This window comes from Shewanella sediminis HAW-EB3, assembly GCF_000018025.1.
GTDB lineage: Bacteria > Pseudomonadota > Gammaproteobacteria > Enterobacterales > Shewanellaceae > Shewanella > Shewanella sediminis.
This window is the reverse complement of record NC_009831.1, coordinates 2,155,411-2,172,480: the sequence shown is the minus strand read 5'-3', so window position 1 is coordinate 2,172,480 and position 17,070 is coordinate 2,155,411. Positions and strand designations below refer to the sequence as shown.

The window sequence follows — 17,070 nt, the reverse complement described above, 5'->3', positions numbered from 1 at the left end:
CGCACCTGGATAGATAATGTGTGATCGCCCCATCATAAATAACTTAGGATCTCCCAGAGCAAAGTTTTGCTTTTATTTGCCCACCCCACCTGTAGCCCCTGACCACTGGCATTACAGCGATCAGGATGCCGTTTCAAAGCTCATCGAACTCAATGGGAATCATTGGCGCAAAATTCTCACTATCATGGCAAAGATTGCAGCGCCAGACACTAATTGGAAGCGCTACCGTGATACTCAACTGCTCAAACAAGATGAGCAGATCTTAGTTGGCTCCTCTCAATTATCACCTCAGGCGGAGTGGCACTTCATCGTTGGCGGTGTTTCACAGAAACTACTGGAGTCTGAGACGAGAGAAAAGCAGTTCATACCTCTCGATAGTGAAGAGAAGTTACATTTTGATGGTAAGCGAATGCTCAAGGTGCCCTACTTAGATTATCGACAATACCCGAATATTCTTATCGAAGTGACTCGAGAGCAAATAAAAAGGCGCCGATAGCGCCTTTCTCTATGGGTAACATCAAAACCGCCTAAGCTTGGAGGGCTAGTCGTAAATCGTCGGGATTGGCTGACGTTTGTGTTGCGTCGCTTTATAGATCCCAATGAGTCTATCATTGACAGCAGAATCAACCGGTTTCCCCTCTAAAAAGTCATCAATCTGATCATAGGTAACCCCAAGTGCTGCCTCATCTTCTAACTGAGGCTTATCACACTCAAGATCGGCCGTTGGCGCCTTGTGAACCAACAACTCAGGAGCACCTAGATAATCTGCTAACAGACGGACCTGGCGTTTATTCAATCCAAACAGCGGTGCCAGATCACAGGCTCCGTCTCCCCACTTGGTATAAAAGCCGGTAATATTCTCGGCACTGTGATCGGTACCCACAACCAGCCCACCGGTCAATCCGGCGATTTCATACTGCACTATCATGCGCATCCTGGCTTTGACGTTGCCTTTTACAAAGTCGATATTAACATTCTGAGCAAGATCAACGCCGGCAGCTTCGAGGCCATTAAGCGTGTTATGGTGGGTCCCCAGGACACCATCATGAATATTTACAGATACTTGCTTCGACGGAGAAATGAAATCACAAGCTAACTGTGCTTCATGCTCATCTTTCTGAATATGGTAAGGCAGACGCACGGCTATAAACTGGTAATCGGTCTGCTGGCTCTCCCCATTTAGCTCATCGACGGCCAACTGGCATAATCGACCGGCAAGCGTTGAGTCGACACCACCACTGATCCCAAGTACCAAAGTATGAGTGTACGACTCTTTCAGCTTAGACTTAATAAAAGCAACACGTCTTTGCACCTCATATTCAGGCTCGATAGCAGGTTGTACTTTCATTTCACGTAAAATCTGTCCTTTCACAAGCTGAGCTCCAATCATGTTTTCAAATTAGCCAGTCAGATATTATGAGCTATTTAATAATGAAATACACGGTTATCTGACCGGGTTTAAATCGCCACTGCAATTATTTACTAGAAGACCGCCTTAAGCTAACGTTAGAATGATTTATTAAAAGAGAGCAGATGAGTATCATGCACAAAGAGAGCATCCAATATTGGCATAACCCAATATTACCTGAGGTTGAGCTAAGCCGTGCAAACTTCAAACAATTCGAGTTTGACAGGCATGTACATCTCGATTATCACATAGGTGTGGTTTCAAGCGGTTGTCAGCAATATTCCCATAGAGGCAGTGCTTATCATTTGGGGCCGGGATTGATATCAAGCCTCAATCCCGACGAAACCCACAATGGTCAAAGCTATACCTCTGAAGGCTACCAAGTCCATGTGATGTCTGTTCCATACCACTATGTCTCTCAAATAAGTCAGGAGGTGAGTCAAACTGAGGGCTTCTTTCATACCCCCTTAATCGATGATAATCATCTATATCAGGCATTTTTAAAGCTTCATATGATGTTAACTCAGCATCAAAGCAACCTCAGTAGTTTGCAAATAGAAACCAGCATGCTGGCCTTTACCACCGAGCTTTTTCTACGCCACGGTAATGTACCAGAGCAGGCCACAGACAAAAATAACGCCCTGTCTCAGTCCCAAATCAAGGAGGTTATGGCCATGTTTCATGACGATCCTGGCCAGGAATTTCTACTCGAAACACTGGCAAACAGTGTTGGGTTAAGTAAATTTCAGTTTTTAAGGAGGTTTAAGCAATCGATAGGAATGACACCACATGCTTACCTCAAGAGAGTGCGACTCGAATATGCCAAAAAAGCCTTGATTAAAGGTGGAAATGTCGCGGATATCGCACATCGAGTCGGCTTTTTTGATCAGAGTCATCTCAACAAAGCATTTAAGCAAGCCTATCTGATAACACCAGCCCATTTCCAGCGGCGTGTACTGTGATGATACAGCCAAGCTCCACCCGAGTCGGTTAACCTGCAATTTTGTCCTATCGCGGCGCATCGAGACACGGCATGATGACTACAATAATGACTTTATGGATAATTTAATGGATCTTAGTTTACTCGTGTCTCTTGCCGTCATTCACAGCGTCGCATTGGCAAGCCCCGGACCGGATTTTGCTCTTGTAGTCAAAATGGCCAGCCAGGAGAGAAGAGTGACCGCCGTTGCCTCCGCTATTGGCATTTCAATTGCTATTTTGCTGCACACCCTGCTTAGCTTGACCGGAGTCAGCCTGATAATTAAAAGCTCAAATACCCTATTTATTATCGTGCAGCTGGCAGGGGCAAGTTATCTGGGCTGGATGGGGATAAACGCCATAATCAGTACTCTACAGAACTTTAAAGTGAGACACACCGAGTGCGAAACCGCTCAATTATTCCATAAATTAACGCCATCACAAGGGTTTATGCGGGGCTTATACACTAACCTGCTTAACCCAAAGGCCATGGTATTCTTCATTACTCTGTTCTCAGCCATGATAACCCCGGAAGTGAGCTTGGCGACTAAGGTTTGCGCAGCGATAATTTTACTTGTTTTATCATTAATCTGGTTTGTGTTTATTGCATTAGTATTGTCTAAGCCCTCCATACAAGAGAAGATCCGCAAGGCCACGCCTGTCATCAATCTGCTCACCGGGATCCTATTTGTCAGCGTAGCCTTTATTATTGTGTCAGGACTGTTCTGAGGCTAGGTTAACTCTTAATAGCGGAGCACTATCCATTGGGCTTCATCAATCAAGAAATGCGGCTTTAAAGAAGCCGAGCAGGTTAATGTTAAATTCCTCAGGTTTAATGCAGCGATCGATCTGATCTTTGTATTTTGAGCGGCTCAGATCCACCTCTTCCATCGCAATCGCTTGTTTTAATCGTGTGTTATAGAACACACGAACATAAGGGTGTAGCGGCTTCTTCCTGTTTAATCTGCTAATCAGGCCAAGCTTGCCACTGTTGAGTTCGACCAGTGTACCAACAGGGTAGACGCCTAAACATTGAATAAATTGCTCTACCAGAGCATCGTCGTAACAGGACGGTGACTCTTTGATCAGATTTTTAAACGCGGTGATCGGATGAAGCCCGGACCTATAAACCCGCTCGGCCGTCATGGCATCGTAACTGTCCACAATTGCGATCATACGGCCGAACTTTGAAATTGAGTCGGCGGTTAATTGTAATGGGTAACCGCTGCCGTCGATGCGCTCATGGTGTTCTTTTATCATACTCATCACCATATGGGAGATATGCGGCGTATCTTCTAAAATATTAACGCCAAGCGATACATGATTCTTTATGATCTCATATTCAGGTGATGTGAGTTTACCCGGTTTATTGAGGATCTCATCGGGGATCATCGCCTTACCTATATCATGCAAGAAAGCACCGAGGGCGAGTTGTTCAATCGTCGCTCTGTCGACATCCAGATGCTTTGCAAATATCGTCATTAAGATAGAAGCATTGAGTGAATGCTCGACTAAGTAGTCATCCTTAATCCTTAATCGTGATAAACAGGAGAGTGCATCTTGATTTCTGAATATCGAATCGACAATGGCATCGGTGCTTTCCTGTATTCCTTCAATATCGATCACCTTGCCATCGGTGATGGCGTGAATCATCTTCTGCTGCAAACTTTTCGCATTGTTATAGAGCTTATTCGCCGCTTTCATCTCCTGTTCCAGAGAGATCTCGGGCTTTTCTCTGCTCTTATCTAAAGCCCTCGCGCCGATATCCGGCAACACTTTATCAATTTTTTCTGTTTTCTTTTCTCTGGATGGATCGACGACGACATGGGATATCCCCGATTGGATCAGTTGATTAATACTGGCTGCATTAAGCACATACCCTTCAGATTTAACGCTGATACTCCCATTCTCACTCGAAATTGAGACGACATACATACCGGGTTTTAGCTTGGCTATGGGGATCTCTATATCTTGATGGTTTGAATCAAATCTATGATTTTTTGACATAACAATACTCTCTACCGATAGCTGAACATTCGATATTTGATTAAGCAAGCTTACTTGAATAAAAGTATAGCCAGCATCATTGAGTAATGAGGGTATTATTGAGGCTTAAAAGGACCCAACCGGAATTAAGGCGCAGATTTATCACAGGAGCATAGACGGGAATGCGGTTATATCATCAGGTATAACCGAATTTCCCCTCTTGCTGCAATATATCTTACACCAAATGATACTTCTCAAGCCGATACAGGAATGCCTTGTAACTGAGTCCCAGAAACTTGGCGGCCTTAGTTCGGTTGCCTTGGTGCTTATTCATCGCTTGCTCCAGGCAGTCTTTCTCGAATGCCTCCCATTCGATGCCGGTTTCGGGCAGTGAAAACTGGCTGGTGTTTATGGGTCGAGGTTGACCACTCAGTTCTTCAACCATCTCCTCTTCATCGCCAAGCAAAACGAAACGCTCGATACGGTTTGCCAACTCTCTGACATTGCCTGGCCAAGGGTAATCGAGTAACTGTTTCATGGTAGCCGCAGATAACTTGGGGGCATCCATCTTGTATTGGCTACTATTGAGTTTTAGGAAATGTTCGACCAACCTGCCAATATCCTCCTGCCTCTCGCGCAAAGGCGGCATATGGATCGGCACGACATTCAATCGGTAGTAAAGATCTTCCCGAAAGCGCCCCTCTTTCACCTCGTGTTGCAGATCTCTGTGGGTCGCGGCAATGACCCTGACATCCAACTTAATCTCCCCATTTTGTCCCAAACGACTGATCACCCCTTCCTGCAGGAACCTAAGCAAATTTGTCTGTTGCAGTAATGGCAGTTCGCCTATCTCATCGAGAAAGACGGTCCCGCCATCGGCGGCTTCAAGCTTGCCTATCTTCAATGCTGTTGCACCGGTAAAAGCTCCCTTCTCGGCACCAAACAGCTCGGCTTCTGCGAGTGACTCAGGAATGGCACCACAGTTAATCGCAATAAACGGTTTATGTTTTCTCTGTGAAAGCTGGTAAAGGGCCCGAGCCGCGAGCTCTTTTCCCGTCCCACTCTCCCCGCCGATGAGCACTGTTGCATCGGTGGCGCTGACACGCTGAACCCGAGTGTAAACCTTCTGCATACAGGGCGCTTTACCGACTAACCCCACCAGCTCCTGCTGTTGGGACAGTTCAGAGGTCAGCCTGCGGTTTTGTTTTTTCAAGACTAATGATTTAGCCACCTTGTCGATGGCTAATAACAGGGACTGCCTTTGATATGGTTTAGCCAGATAATCATCGGCCCCCGCCTGCATAGCATCGACGGCATGAGTTATCGTGCCGTAGGCCGTCGCTATGATAAAGCCCATGTCTGGATGCTCCCGGCGAACGTAGATCAGCAGATCCATGCCACTGAGTTGTCCGAGTTTCCAATCGGAGAAAACCAGATCCGGAAGATCCGATTTAATCATTACAATGGCTTCTTCGACACTCGAAGCACTGCTGACTTGATAACCGTTGGCGGCCAACATCTTGGTGATCAGGCTACGTTGATCGGGCTCATCTTCTACGACTAGAATTTTAAGTGGTTGCTGTTTCATTTTAATGTCTCATCAACAGTGGAATTAGCACTCGGTCTTTTGAAACTTATGGTCACTATCGTGCCCCCATCGGGATTATCATCAAACACTAAGTCACCACCGTAATGGCCCTTAAGCAGACGCTCTGCAATGTATATTCCCATCCCGGTGCCTTCCGCTTTCGTGGTGACATGGGGTTGAGACAAGCGTTCACGAACCTCTGGGAGGATCCCACTACCGGTATCGGTGACTATTACGTGATAAGCCTCCTCGTCGACTTTTAATCCGATACTGACATCGCCTTCGTCAGGCGTCGCCTCCACGGCGTTGATGATCACGGCGTGCAAGATACTGCGTAACTCGGATTCTGCACCAAGCACACTGATACCGGCATCATCACAGTCAAAACTGATCGCAGGTTTGGAGCCGTTGATGGACAGTTCCAGCAAGATATCCTGAATGATAGCGGTCAAAGGCACCGAACCGTTTCTGTTCACTTCATTACTCGACAAGGTCAATAACGACTGGATACTCTTATCCATCATGGATATCTTTTGTTGGATCTTAAGTATTAGCTGTGATCGCTCTTCGGCACTGTCGGCTAAGACCACTCCATCAGACAGTAAACCAACCGTGTGTAGCGGATTTCGCAGGCTATGAGCAATGCCACGAGTCACCTCACCCAGTTCAGCCAACTGCTGCTGTTGACTCATAAGGTGCTCTTTTTCACTGAGCAATGACAACTTTCGGCTCATGGCATTGAATCCGGCTAAAATCTGTTTCAGCTCTTTCACTCCCTCCTCTTTAAGCTGATACCCAAGCTCCCCCTCCCCGAGTTTTTGGTGTCCCACGGCAAGTTTTGAAAGTGGAGCACTGACGTAATGACTCAGAAGGTAAGCGAGCATCAAGGCCACTAAAGATGTCACCAGGATAAGCAGCAACATAGAATCGTTGAAACGTTCGAGTTCGGTATTTGTCTTCTCGTTAGAGAGGTTAAAGTCATTTGTCAGAGTAAGCGTGACATCTTTACCTCCTTCGACGATAGCGATACTGCCACTATCTAACCAATTATCTGTCTGAATTTCGACATCTCTGACCGCTTCATGCAACCGTTCCCGATATTCTCTGGCCGCCTCTTTACGGATCTCAATCTTATTTTGACGTTCAGCCCTCTCCATCTCTCGACCATGCTCAGCCATCGCTTTAAGATGCTCTTTTAGCTCCGCCTTCTTTTCCGATATTCCCCGCCGATACACCTCTCTGACCTTTGGAGGAGGGTTGGGGCTGGTAAGCTCCTGCTCCATATCGATTGACAGTTCATTAATTTCAGCCTCTAACTCACGAATATCTTCGGCAAATGAAACCGCCGCCTCCTCAATCTCGGCTAACTGTTCAACATCAAACTCGGACGGATACTCCACAAAAAATTCATTTTCATCGCCCACATTATCAATCAATACCTTCACTAAATTCTGAGACAAGGTTTTAGAGCTGTGACTGAGCTCAGTTTGAAGCTCAGACTTGAAATACTGAGAGATGAATAACTGACTTCCCGCCAGTAAGAGAATCAAAGCTCCAAAAAGTAAGAAAACGTAACGCTTTATCGACATGCAAACCTCAAAACAGTTCAGGACTCTATCTGGCTATACAAAAACAATACCAAACAGGCAAACCTCGCTATAGGGCGACCTCTGTTATGAAAGTTATCATATTTTTAACAAAAATCCTCAAATGCGGAAATTAAATACCGATATAAGGGAGTGCTATCCCCAAAAAACATCACGACCACACGATAACCCAATGTTTAACATGCACTTAGTGCTTTTGGCACAGTATTGGCTATTACTATAGAACGAAAGCAAGGTAACAAAAAGAAAGAGAACGAACATAAATACGCTAATACCGATTGGTACCTATTGGCATTAGTAGCTATTCGACAAAGCCTAATCCGTTATTAAACACCAAGCGCACACTTAAAGGGATGCATTATGAAATTGTCTAAACTCGCAACACTACTCACTTGTACCAGCCTGCTGGCATTCTCACTTACTGCTGCACCGACAAATTTGAGATACATAGAATTTGAAGACAGTGAAACCCTCGTCCATGTCAATCAGGATGAGAATGAGATGACTCAGGTATCTGTCCAGCTGAATAATGAGAAACATGAGTTCACATTAACCCCGGAAGAGTTGAAAGACGTTAATGTTATCGAGTCCCGACTCGCTCCCCTGCCTGAGGAGTCTCGCATTAAATTGGCAAAGCTATTGAGCCGGATGAATAAAGGCGGAGAACACAAGTTTCATATCATCCAGGCTCCCGAGCTAGAGCCAAAACTTGAGAAGAAGCTTCAGGCTCTGGCGATAAAAATGGAGGGCAAGGAAGCTGAAATGCATGAAATTGCCATCAAGCTAAAGGCCAAGGCCGCCGAGCTAGACCCAAAACTTGAGAAAAAGCTTCAGGCTATGGCGATAAAGATGGAGGGCAAGGAAGCTGAAATGGAAAAAATGGCCATCATGCTGGAAGCCAAGGCCGCAGAGATAGAGGCTCATGCCTTAGAATTTGAAGCGCTGCAGGAGTTCCATGAAGAGGAGTTTGACGTTGTTATCGAAGCACTCGAACAACACGTGAGTGAGATAGTGGCGGAGATCGATGATATTGACATCGATTTCGATGAAATTGGTTCCGATGGGAGCCACTACATTATTATCCGCAATGACAATGAAGACAAACATGTCGAGCACCTGATAAAGGCCATAAAAGCCAGTGAGTTGACCGACAAGGAGAAGCAAGCAATTAAAGAAGCACTAAATTAAAAATATGTGAACAAGGGTATAGATTATCACTTTGTCATTAACGTACTCTAGGTGCCATTAAAAATTTGACTGGATATCTGTATGTGGTGGCGTGTAACAATTATTACCTTGGCCTATCTACTTTTGGGTGCACACTTTATGCGCTATGGACAGGTCGTTTTATGTGCCGCCTATGCCTGCGCACCTTTATTGCTCTTCTTCAAACATCCGGTGATCACTAAGTTATTGCAAATCGTCTTAGTGATCAGTGCAGTGTTAGTTTGGGGAATGAGCAGTTATAACTACATTCAGATGCGCATCACCCTAGGGGAACCTTGGTATCGACTGGGGGCTATCATGAGTGCCGTGACCCTGTTTACCCTGGCTGCGGCATTGTGCTGCAACGGAATCATAACCAAAAGAGCGAAAGCCAATCCCTACGGCTAACCCTAATGGCGATCCCGGATAAACGCCGGTGGCTGTTCCGGATAAAAGTTACGTCTGATTCATTGAAGTTGTTTTAATAGCTTTACCGACTTAGACGTAATCATCTTACCTGCAAAGCCTGCGATTAAATCAGTCAATATAGATTTATATTTAACGTTCATCCTGCTCACTATTATATAACGTGCCTTACCCTTTGCCTTTATCTATTTAACCGACCTTATGGCACTCTCCCGGGCACAACTTATCTGAGTTCCTGTGTTTGCAGTCAATAAACGACGACTGATGATATCGACGACTATGTTTAGCAGTGCCGTGCATCCCATTAAAAACAGGGCCGAGCTGTATCGTATCTCAGAAAAACCACTGTCGATATAAAAGCCTAAACTTGCTATTCCCAGGATACCAAAAATGGCCGTCTCCCTTAGTATCACCTCGAAACGATAGAACAACAGTCCCATCAAATTAGGATAAATTTGAGGCAAGAGATCATAGCAATACCCATCGATTCGACCATTATAATGGGGACTGACCTGAGTCGTGTCCGACTGTCTTACCGTAAGGTAAGCAATTAATGCCCCGTTATGCAGCGCAAGCGCTAACATTGCAGGCAACATAGACGGTCCAAGCAACATCATAAACAGGAAGGCAAAGATATATTCCGGCACCGATCTCAAAACGAGGAGGCACAGATGAATCACCCTGGAAATAACCTTTCCAGTCAGCAAGTTTGACGCCAGTCCCGAACCCACAACCGCAACGCCATGAGCCATGGCCAAAGAAACCAGTGCTAACAAGAGTGTCACTATCATGCCGGGAAGGGCTTGCTCCACCAATAGATCCAGGCTCCAGTTCGATAGCGACTGCATGATCCCAAGATCGACCTGGGACCATGTGGACAGATTCTGTAAGGCGGGGGGAAGAATATCTTGTGTGATGAAACGCCACAGCAGCGCCCCTTCGACAGGTGGAATACTTGGTAAGGTGAACAATGCCACGACAAAATAGAGAGCAATCAACCTGGGACGGCACCAGAGCGATATCGTACCTATCAATGCAATAAACAGCATCAAGAGTGCGGCTCCCTCATGATAGTGACCTTGCCTGAACGCCGTTTCTAAATAGAAGCCCAGGGTCGGCATGCCAATAAACCCAAGCACCGCACTACTTCTTAATGCACATTCGAAACGATAACGGATATAGGCCATGATTGGCACAAGAACATGACTAATTCGACCGTAAAAATATCGACTTACCTTATCAGTACCATAAGGTAAGGTTTGAACTGTCGTTTTCGGTGACTGCAGCAAGATATCGTGAAAAACACGCGCAAAGGTTGCGCCATAAGGCAAACCTATGGCGAGAATACCCGTTATCGGAGAGAGACCAAAAATTTGAAGAAACAACAAGGCCCAAAAAATCTCATGTATTGATCGAGTAATGGCACATAGCATGGCAACGAAGCGATTAGAATAGATGAGTGCCAGCGGGGCTCCCCATAGCAGGCCAAACACCACCCCGAGCAGCGCAAAACTCACCGTCTGCCACAAGGCCTCCAGCAGATATTCAGTTGCGAAAAAATCAGGCCGGAGAAAGCCTTCAGCCATCAGCCGAAACTCACTCCAGGGATCTAGAGAGATGATCTCAGTATCTGCAAAATAGAAACACAGCGCCGCAATCAACCATAATGTGAAGGTCGTTTTCTGCCAGTAACCAATGAAAGGCAGAGACTTAAGCATCGCTTGCCGCTAAAACATGAATTGCTTCTGTAAGTGGAACATCAGAATAGAAGTCATCGACGAGTTCAGAGGTTAACTCATCCTGTCGGGCATCCAAGTGAAGTTGTCCCTGCTTTAAGCCGATGATTCGGTCGAAGTGCTCTAATGCTAATGACTTATCGTGGAGCACCATAATCACAGTGTTATGACGCTCAAAAACCATGTCGAGTAATCGTCTACTCATCAGAGGATCTAAAGCGGAAAATGGCTCATCGCCAATAAATATATCTTTTTGTTGATACAAGGCTCTTGCCAGGGCGACCCTTTGTCTCTGACCGCCAGAGAGCTCAGATAACTTCTTACTGACTGGGAAATCAAGCTCCAACTCCTGACAAAGCTGTGTCACTTGGTCCAAGGGCTGCTTAAATGGCGAGACTAAATTGAATAGATTGTAACTCCAATGATGCCTTGCAAGCGCTCCCATAAACACATTGTGATAGGTGCTGAGCCCCTCGACAAGTCCCTGCTTCTGAGAGCTATAGGCGGCCTCATTTTTTAAGCATTGATACAGGTGAGTCAAGAGTGTCGATTTACCAGCCCCTGAGGTACCGATAATCGCCAACTTTTCTCCGGCCTTAATTGACAAAGAAAGCTGACGAATCGCCAGCTTTTCTTCATATTTGAGTGTTAAATTTTCAATTCTGAGCATAAAGTACCGAGTATGACTAATCGATAAGACCGATAGCTTTCGCTACACTCTCAATAGGCTCATAATCTGCGTTCTCAGCCGGAACGAAAGAATGCCTGGGAAAGCTTTTTAATAAATCAGGATCTTTCATTCCAAGAAGCGCAGCTTCAATTTTCGCTTTAAAACCTGCACCGAATTTTTTATCGACACCCTCTCGTACGGTCCACTGATAATCCGGATAGGCTGGGCTCTGCCAAATGACATTCACTTTTTCAAGATCGACCGTGCCATTTTCAACAGCCGTCTCCCACACCTTATAATTCACTGCACCGACCTGATAAGCACCAGCCTGAACTTGCGTGATCGTTCTACTGTGATCGCCGGAAAATCCGATACGTGTAAACACATCTTCAGATTTCTTGCCCAAATTTCTTTCGATAAAGAACTGAGGCATTAAGCGTCCTGATGTGGAGCTTTTCGAACCGAAAGTGAAAGTGAGCCCATTCAAATTAGGAAAACTATCTGATGGAAGTAGATCGGCAGACTTATGAGCAATAAAATAACTTTTAAAAAATTGGTCTTCGTTACCCTGGGCAATCGCTGACGAGCCGGGGACTAAACGACGGGCCTGAACCCCTGATAAGCCGCCAAACCAGGCAAGCTGTACCTGATTATTTCTAAAAGCGGTGACGGCTGCCGAATAGGACTTTACCGGCACATATTTGACTTCTACACCTAGCTCTTTCTCTAAATACAGGGCCACTTTTTCGAAACGCGTTCTAAGTTGACTTTCATTTTCATCAGGAATGGCTGTAAAGGTAAAAACGGCAGACAGAGCACAGGTAGAGAGCGTGCTAAGCAGCACTAAACAGACCATTTGTAAAAGCCTCATGAAATGTTTCCTATTGGTAAAAAATTTTGCAGGATTTTAACCAAAAACCAACTACAAACATAGCCTTTTATGGTTTAAAGTGTGATGAATGCTGAACTCAGTGACGATTCCCCTATATTTAAGTCAGCTTAGGTTAAGTTAACTTCAAGTAAAATAATGCATTGAACAAAAATTCATATCATTTCAGGATAAGTATCTGGAGTGGTATAACACAGTTGGCACAGAGTACTTATCTGAGTAAACTGGCCTCAAGAATTATTAAGGCGTTTTAATTATGAGAATTTTGGTTGTTGAAGATGATCCCCTACTATCCCACCACCTTAAAGTTCAGCTGTCAGAACTTGGTAACCAAGTGCAGGTAGCCCTCACGGCCAAAGAGGGATTTTATCAAGCAACCAATTATCCCATAGACATTGCCATCGTCGATTTAGGCCTTCCGGATCAAGATGGGATTAGCTTAATTCAAAATTTACGGGATGCAGGCTTAAAGGCACCGGTATTGATATTAACTGCCCGAGTTAACTGGCAAGATAAAGTCGAAGGCCTCAATGCTGGTGCAGATGACTACCTGGTGAAACCCTTCCAGAAAGAGGAGCTGGTCGCCAGGCTCGACGCTCTTGTCAGACGCAGTGCCGGTTTCGTCAAACCTCAAATAACCAGCGGTGCGCTGGAAGTTGATCTCGCCGCCAAACAAGTTTCATTAAATAACGAGCCCATGGAAGTCACGGCATTCGAATACTTAATTCTTGAGTACTTAATGCGCCACTGCCATGAGGTCGTTGCTAAGCAGCGTCTACTCGATGTTATCTATGGTGATAAAGAGGGTGACCCGAATACTATTGAGGTGATGGTCTCCAGGCTGAGGAAAAAGCTCACGAAAGGGGGAATTGAAAACCCGGTAGTCACGATTCGTGGCCAAGGCTATAAATTTAACTTACCTTGTAGTTGATGCCGTTACTCTTGCCTATATATACAACACTAAGAACCGTCTAATAATGAGCACCTATTTATGAGGTTCGGTCTGAACTTTAAACCCAAGAAACGTCTGCTTACGCGGATGTTTCTCACCTCTCTGTCTATCATAGCTTTAGTCGGCTTTGGTCTGGCTTGGTTAGTTAATCTTCTTCATGCGCAAAATAATTATAATGAGGAGACGGCTCAGCTGATCGCCGAGATCCCCAAAGTCGCCGCTGAACTGAAAGAGCATGATCTCATCCCTGAAACCAGTGAGTGGCTCGATGAAAATAACACCCCGGAACGTTACGTCATAGCCAGCTGTGATCAAAACTTTAAACAGGTATGGACCTCTTCCCTTGCCGTAGATAGAGGGCTATTTGATACTTGTGAGCGTTTCGATGAGATCCGCAATGACTCCCCGCCCTATTATCTGAACCTTGCCGATAACAAAGGCTATTTCATCTATCTGCTGTCGGTTGAGATCGCCAGAAATCAATACAATTTATTGGTGATGAAAGACGCTGAAAAACTCGAAAAGGAGATGGATAAATTCAGTCGTCGAACCTATTTCAGGCTAGGTTTGGTGTTGGCTCTAGCGCTAGTGCTACTGATCAGTGCCGGATACTGGGGAATGCGTCCTCTGGTACGCATGAGAAATGAACTGGACAGCGTTAATAGCGGAAAATCGACGGAGTTATCTCAGGACTACCCTGTTGAATTAGAAGGCGTCACCCAGGCACTAAACCAACTATTGGTTCAATCCAGTGCTCAGCAACAGCGATATCAAAATGCGATGAACGACCTTGCTCATAGTTTAAAGACCCGATTGGCCGCAGTGCATGCCATTACCGATGACGCAACACTCGACAAGCAGGCCACCAGTGAAAAAATCATGGAGCAAGTGAGTCAGATGGATCAGTTGGTTAAGTATCAACTGAAACGCGCCATGTTGGGACGCAAAGGCTTGAAGCAGGAGCAAACCCAAGTCGCTCCCTTAGTTAACCAGCTCTCACAAATGTTGTTTAAAGTTTACCGTGACAAGCAAGTTGAGTTTACCGCTAATATTCCTATCGAACATGTATTCCCGGGGGATAAAGGTGATCTGATGGAACTGTGTGGAAACCTGATGGAAAATGCATTTAAACTCTGTATCAGCCAGGTTAGGGTTTCAGCCAGTTACAACGATGCCGGTGAATTTGAACTGATAGTCGAAGATGACGGCCAAGGCGTTGAAGAGAGTATCAGGAAGAAAATCATTGAAAGAGGTGTCAGGGCCGATACTCAAAAGGCCGGACAAGGGATCGGACTCGCGGTATGTAACGAAATCGTCATCAGTTACAACGGTAAGTTATCTATCGAAACTTCTGAATTGGAAGGCGCAAAATTCAGGATCACTATCCCTATTTAACCCTATCTCAATCGACAGATAAGCTTGAGGTGCTAACCCCCTTTATAGGGGCTTAGCACTGAACTATTAATTCAGTATCCCCCCCACCACAGATTTAACTCTTTACAGATTGGTATAACTGTTCTGCACGGTTAAACATCACCCAGGATGTGGCGATATATTTATCACCACTCTTAGGCGTATTACCGCGGTGAGAATGAGTAAAACCAGCAGGCGCTATCACCATAGTGCCGCGCTTGGGAGTCAGTTTGCGGTTTTGATAAAAGAATTCCGTTTCACCTCCCTCTTCCACGTCATTCAAGTAAAACATATATAACACGACTCGATGCAATGCTTCGTTGTGACCCGCTTGAGGAAACTGCTCAGAATGCCAATGGGGGTAGCCCCCCACACCTTTCTCATACTTCTGAACGTTTATCATGCCGCTACGATAAAGGTACTTAACTAAAGCTTGGCTTCTTTGTTCGCCGTAATCAGCAAAATTATCTGGTGTCAGTGTCACCGGCTTGCCATGTTCATCCGCAACCTGAACCGACACGCCTCCCATTAACGCCATAGAGTATTTTTTAAAGTATTCGGTAGAACAAGCTAGCGTATGGGCCAAAAGCTCACTTTTCAGAGGCTGCAGATCATCAAAATTATCGAGCATAAGATCGCGACTGTTTTTCTTTTCGATATCGACGCCATGACCCGTCCTACCTTCTGTTACCCCGTTATGACTCTCAAATGCCTGAATTAATCTCTCACACAGCTCATCCGGTAGTGCATTAGGGTATACTTCAATGAAATCCATTTTAACCATCTTTGCTTACTGACTAATCTAACTATGCTTACATATAGGTTAAGTAATTGTAAAGCCGTAGGGTTAAGTTAAAATACCACTACAACAAGTAATGAAATTCTGAAATAATTGTCCGTAGAAGTATTGAGACGTCCCATAAGACCTATAAGAATAATATGAACAAAAACCGTAAAGTCTCCGTCGAACAGTTACAAGTGGGCAATTTTGTCCGGCTGCCGGTTTCATGGAAAGATCACCCCTTTTTATTTAGTAGCTTTAGAATCAAACAACAGGCACAAATCGAACTTATAAAAAAATTAGGCATCACCCATGTTTTTGTCGATCTACAACGCAGCGACGTCTCTGTATTAAATGAGAGTGAAGCTAAAGAGCAGAAGCTCGAAATCAATCAAGAAGAACTCGATCGTCTGACAAAAAACATGAATAAATATAAAGGCGAGCGCATTGAAAGTTTGAAAAAAATGCGCCGGGATCTACAAAAAACTGAAAAGGAGTTTGACCGTTCGATCGCCAAGATGCGTAACTTAGTCTCTAAGCTGCGTAATCGCCCCCTCAATGCTATCGATGATGCCAAAGAGTTAATCAATGATCTCAGTGATCAATTACTTAATTCAGATAATTTAGTGCTTCACCTTATGGGCGAAGCCAAGAATGATGAGACCATCTACTACCATTCACTCAATGTGGCAGTCCTCTCGATGTTGATGGCAAAAGAGTTAGGCTGGACTAAAGAAGAGATGGAATTAGTAGGAATTGGCGCGCTTTTCCACGATACCGGTAAACTTAAAGTACCACCTCAGCTATTAAGAAAGAAAACACCGTTAACGGCGCCTGAAAATAATTTTATGAAGCAGCACCCGATCATGGGCGCAGATCTGCTTAAACTTGCCGATAACTTTCCTGCAGAGGCTCTGCCCATAGTCGTTAACCATCATGAATATCTCGACGGTTCGGGCTACCCTAAGGGGCTTAAGGCTGAAAGCTTAGACAAGTTATGCCAGTTAGTAACTGTCGTTAACCTTTATGATTCTTTATGTCACCCTAACTTTCAGAATAAAGCTCGCACCCCTTATGCTGCTCTGGGACATATCTTTAAGAACTTTAAAACGCAGTTGAATCAGGAAGTTACCGGTAAAATGATAAAAATGCTCGGGATCTACCCGCCCGGCAGCATAGTTGAGTTATCATCTGGTCAGTTTGCTATGGTGATGTCGGTAAACTTAGATAAGATCCTCTTTCCGAGAATTCTTGCTTACGATGCTCTGGTTCCGAAAGATCAGGCTCCTATCGTAGATCTCGAAGCCGAAGGACTCAGTATCGTTCGATGCCTCCCCCCCGCGGCCCTACCTGAGAAAATTTTTAAATATCTGAATCCCAGAGAAAGAGTCAGTTATTTCTTAGGTTCCGATAGTAAAGCCTAGTAGTAA

At 45.0% G+C, this 17,070-nt stretch carries 16 protein-coding genes; 8 read left to right on the top strand and 8 right to left on the bottom strand.

Annotation, left to right across the window (positions count from 1 at the left end):
* The first annotated feature begins 16 nt into the window (after nucleotides 1-16).
* A complete protein-coding gene (locus SSED_RS09335) occupies nucleotides 17-496 on the top strand; it encodes a DUF6942 family protein (protein WP_012142150.1) in 480 nt (159 codons plus the stop codon).
* A gap of 45 nt (nucleotides 497-541) precedes the next feature.
* Here SSED_RS09335 and nadE read toward each other — a convergent pair whose 3' ends face one another.
* Nucleotides 542-1,372: an NAD(+) synthase gene (gene nadE, locus SSED_RS09330; RefSeq protein WP_012142149.1), complete on the bottom strand. Its 831-nt coding sequence runs from the start codon at nucleotides 1,370-1,372 to the stop codon at nucleotides 542-544.
* 161 nt (nucleotides 1,373-1,533) lie between these two features.
* Between nadE and SSED_RS09325 the strand changes: the two genes are divergently transcribed.
* Both SSED_RS09325 and SSED_RS09320 read left to right on the top strand, forming a co-directional pair.
* A complete protein-coding gene (locus SSED_RS09325) occupies nucleotides 1,534-2,370 on the top strand; it encodes an AraC family transcriptional regulator (RefSeq protein ID WP_012142148.1) in 837 nt (278 codons plus the stop codon).
* A gap of 106 nt (nucleotides 2,371-2,476) precedes the next feature.
* On the top strand, nucleotides 2,477-3,115 hold the full coding sequence (locus SSED_RS09320) for a LysE family translocator (protein WP_012142147.1): 639 nt from the start codon (nucleotides 2,477-2,479) through the stop codon (nucleotides 3,113-3,115).
* A 45-nt stretch (nucleotides 3,116-3,160) separates the two neighbouring features.
* On the opposite strand, the gene SSED_RS09315 is transcribed toward SSED_RS09320, so the two are convergent.
* From SSED_RS09315 to SSED_RS09305, 3 genes are all read right to left on the bottom strand, one after another.
* On the bottom strand, nucleotides 3,161-4,393 hold the full coding sequence (locus SSED_RS09315) for an HD-GYP domain-containing protein (RefSeq protein WP_012142146.1): 1,233 nt from the start codon (nucleotides 4,391-4,393) through the stop codon (nucleotides 3,161-3,163).
* 214 nt (nucleotides 4,394-4,607) lie between these two features.
* Nucleotides 4,608-5,960 carry a sigma-54-dependent transcriptional regulator gene (locus SSED_RS09310; RefSeq protein ID WP_012142145.1) on the bottom strand — a complete coding sequence of 451 codons (1,353 nt, stop codon included), beginning with the start codon at nucleotides 5,958-5,960 and terminating at the stop codon, nucleotides 4,608-4,610.
* Complete coding sequence (locus tag SSED_RS09305) at nucleotides 5,957-7,510, bottom strand: ATP-binding protein (RefSeq protein ID WP_223295965.1); 1,554 nt, start codon at nucleotides 7,508-7,510, stop codon at nucleotides 5,957-5,959. Before SSED_RS09305 ends, SSED_RS09310 begins: the two co-directional genes overlap by 4 nt.
* Before the next feature lie 417 nt (nucleotides 7,511-7,927).
* Between SSED_RS09305 and SSED_RS09300 the strand changes: the two genes are divergently transcribed.
* Both SSED_RS09300 and SSED_RS09295 read left to right on the top strand, forming a co-directional pair.
* The gene (locus tag SSED_RS09300) at nucleotides 7,928-8,755 is read left to right on the top strand and encodes a hypothetical protein (protein ID WP_012142143.1); all 828 of its coding nucleotides are present in this window, start codon (nucleotides 7,928-7,930) and stop codon (nucleotides 8,753-8,755) included.
* Nucleotides 8,756-8,836: 81 nt separating this feature from the next.
* Nucleotides 8,837-9,181, top strand: coding sequence for a hypothetical protein (locus SSED_RS09295; RefSeq protein ID WP_012142142.1), 345 nt, complete (start codon nucleotides 8,837-8,839; stop codon nucleotides 9,179-9,181).
* Between the two features lie 203 nt (nucleotides 9,182-9,384).
* On the opposite strand, the gene SSED_RS09290 is transcribed toward SSED_RS09295, so the two are convergent.
* From SSED_RS09290 to SSED_RS09280, 3 genes are read right to left on the bottom strand one after another with little or no spacing between them, the layout of a single operon-like run.
* Entirely contained in the window at nucleotides 9,385-10,917 is a 1,533-nt protein-coding gene (locus SSED_RS09290; RefSeq protein WP_012142141.1) for a PhnE/PtxC family ABC transporter permease, read from the bottom strand.
* A complete protein-coding gene (locus tag SSED_RS09285; protein WP_012142140.1) occupies nucleotides 10,910-11,605 on the bottom strand; it encodes an ATP-binding cassette domain-containing protein in 696 nt (231 codons plus the stop codon). The genes SSED_RS09290 and SSED_RS09285 overlap by 8 nt, the downstream gene beginning before the upstream one ends.
* Nucleotides 11,606-11,621: 16 nt before the next feature.
* Nucleotides 11,622-12,476 carry a putative selenate ABC transporter substrate-binding protein gene (locus tag SSED_RS09280; protein WP_012142139.1) on the bottom strand — a complete coding sequence of 285 codons (855 nt, stop codon included), beginning with the start codon at nucleotides 12,474-12,476 and terminating at the stop codon, nucleotides 11,622-11,624.
* 274 nt (nucleotides 12,477-12,750) lie between these two features.
* Between SSED_RS09280 and SSED_RS09275 the strand changes: the two genes are divergently transcribed.
* Both SSED_RS09275 and SSED_RS09270 read left to right on the top strand, forming a co-directional pair.
* Nucleotides 12,751-13,425 (top strand): response regulator, encoded by a 675-nt coding sequence (locus SSED_RS09275; protein WP_012142138.1) that lies wholly within the window; start codon nucleotides 12,751-12,753, stop codon nucleotides 13,423-13,425.
* A 60-nt stretch (nucleotides 13,426-13,485) separates the two neighbouring features.
* Nucleotides 13,486-14,841: an ATP-binding protein gene (locus SSED_RS09270; protein WP_012142137.1), complete on the top strand. Its 1,356-nt coding sequence runs from the start codon at nucleotides 13,486-13,488 to the stop codon at nucleotides 14,839-14,841.
* 94 nt (nucleotides 14,842-14,935) lie between these two features.
* Here the strand turns inward: SSED_RS09270 and SSED_RS09265 are convergent, their stop codons facing one another.
* Nucleotides 14,936-15,634 carry a 2OG-Fe(II) oxygenase gene (locus tag SSED_RS09265; protein WP_041421615.1) on the bottom strand — a complete coding sequence of 233 codons (699 nt, stop codon included), beginning with the start codon at nucleotides 15,632-15,634 and terminating at the stop codon, nucleotides 14,936-14,938.
* Between the two features lie 164 nt (nucleotides 15,635-15,798).
* On the opposite strand from SSED_RS09265, the gene SSED_RS09260 reads away from it, so the two are divergent.
* Nucleotides 15,799-17,064 carry an HD-GYP domain-containing protein gene (locus SSED_RS09260; RefSeq protein ID WP_012142135.1) on the top strand — a complete coding sequence of 422 codons (1,266 nt, stop codon included), beginning with the start codon at nucleotides 15,799-15,801 and terminating at the stop codon, nucleotides 17,062-17,064.
* The last annotated feature ends 6 nt before the right edge of the window (nucleotides 17,065-17,070 follow it).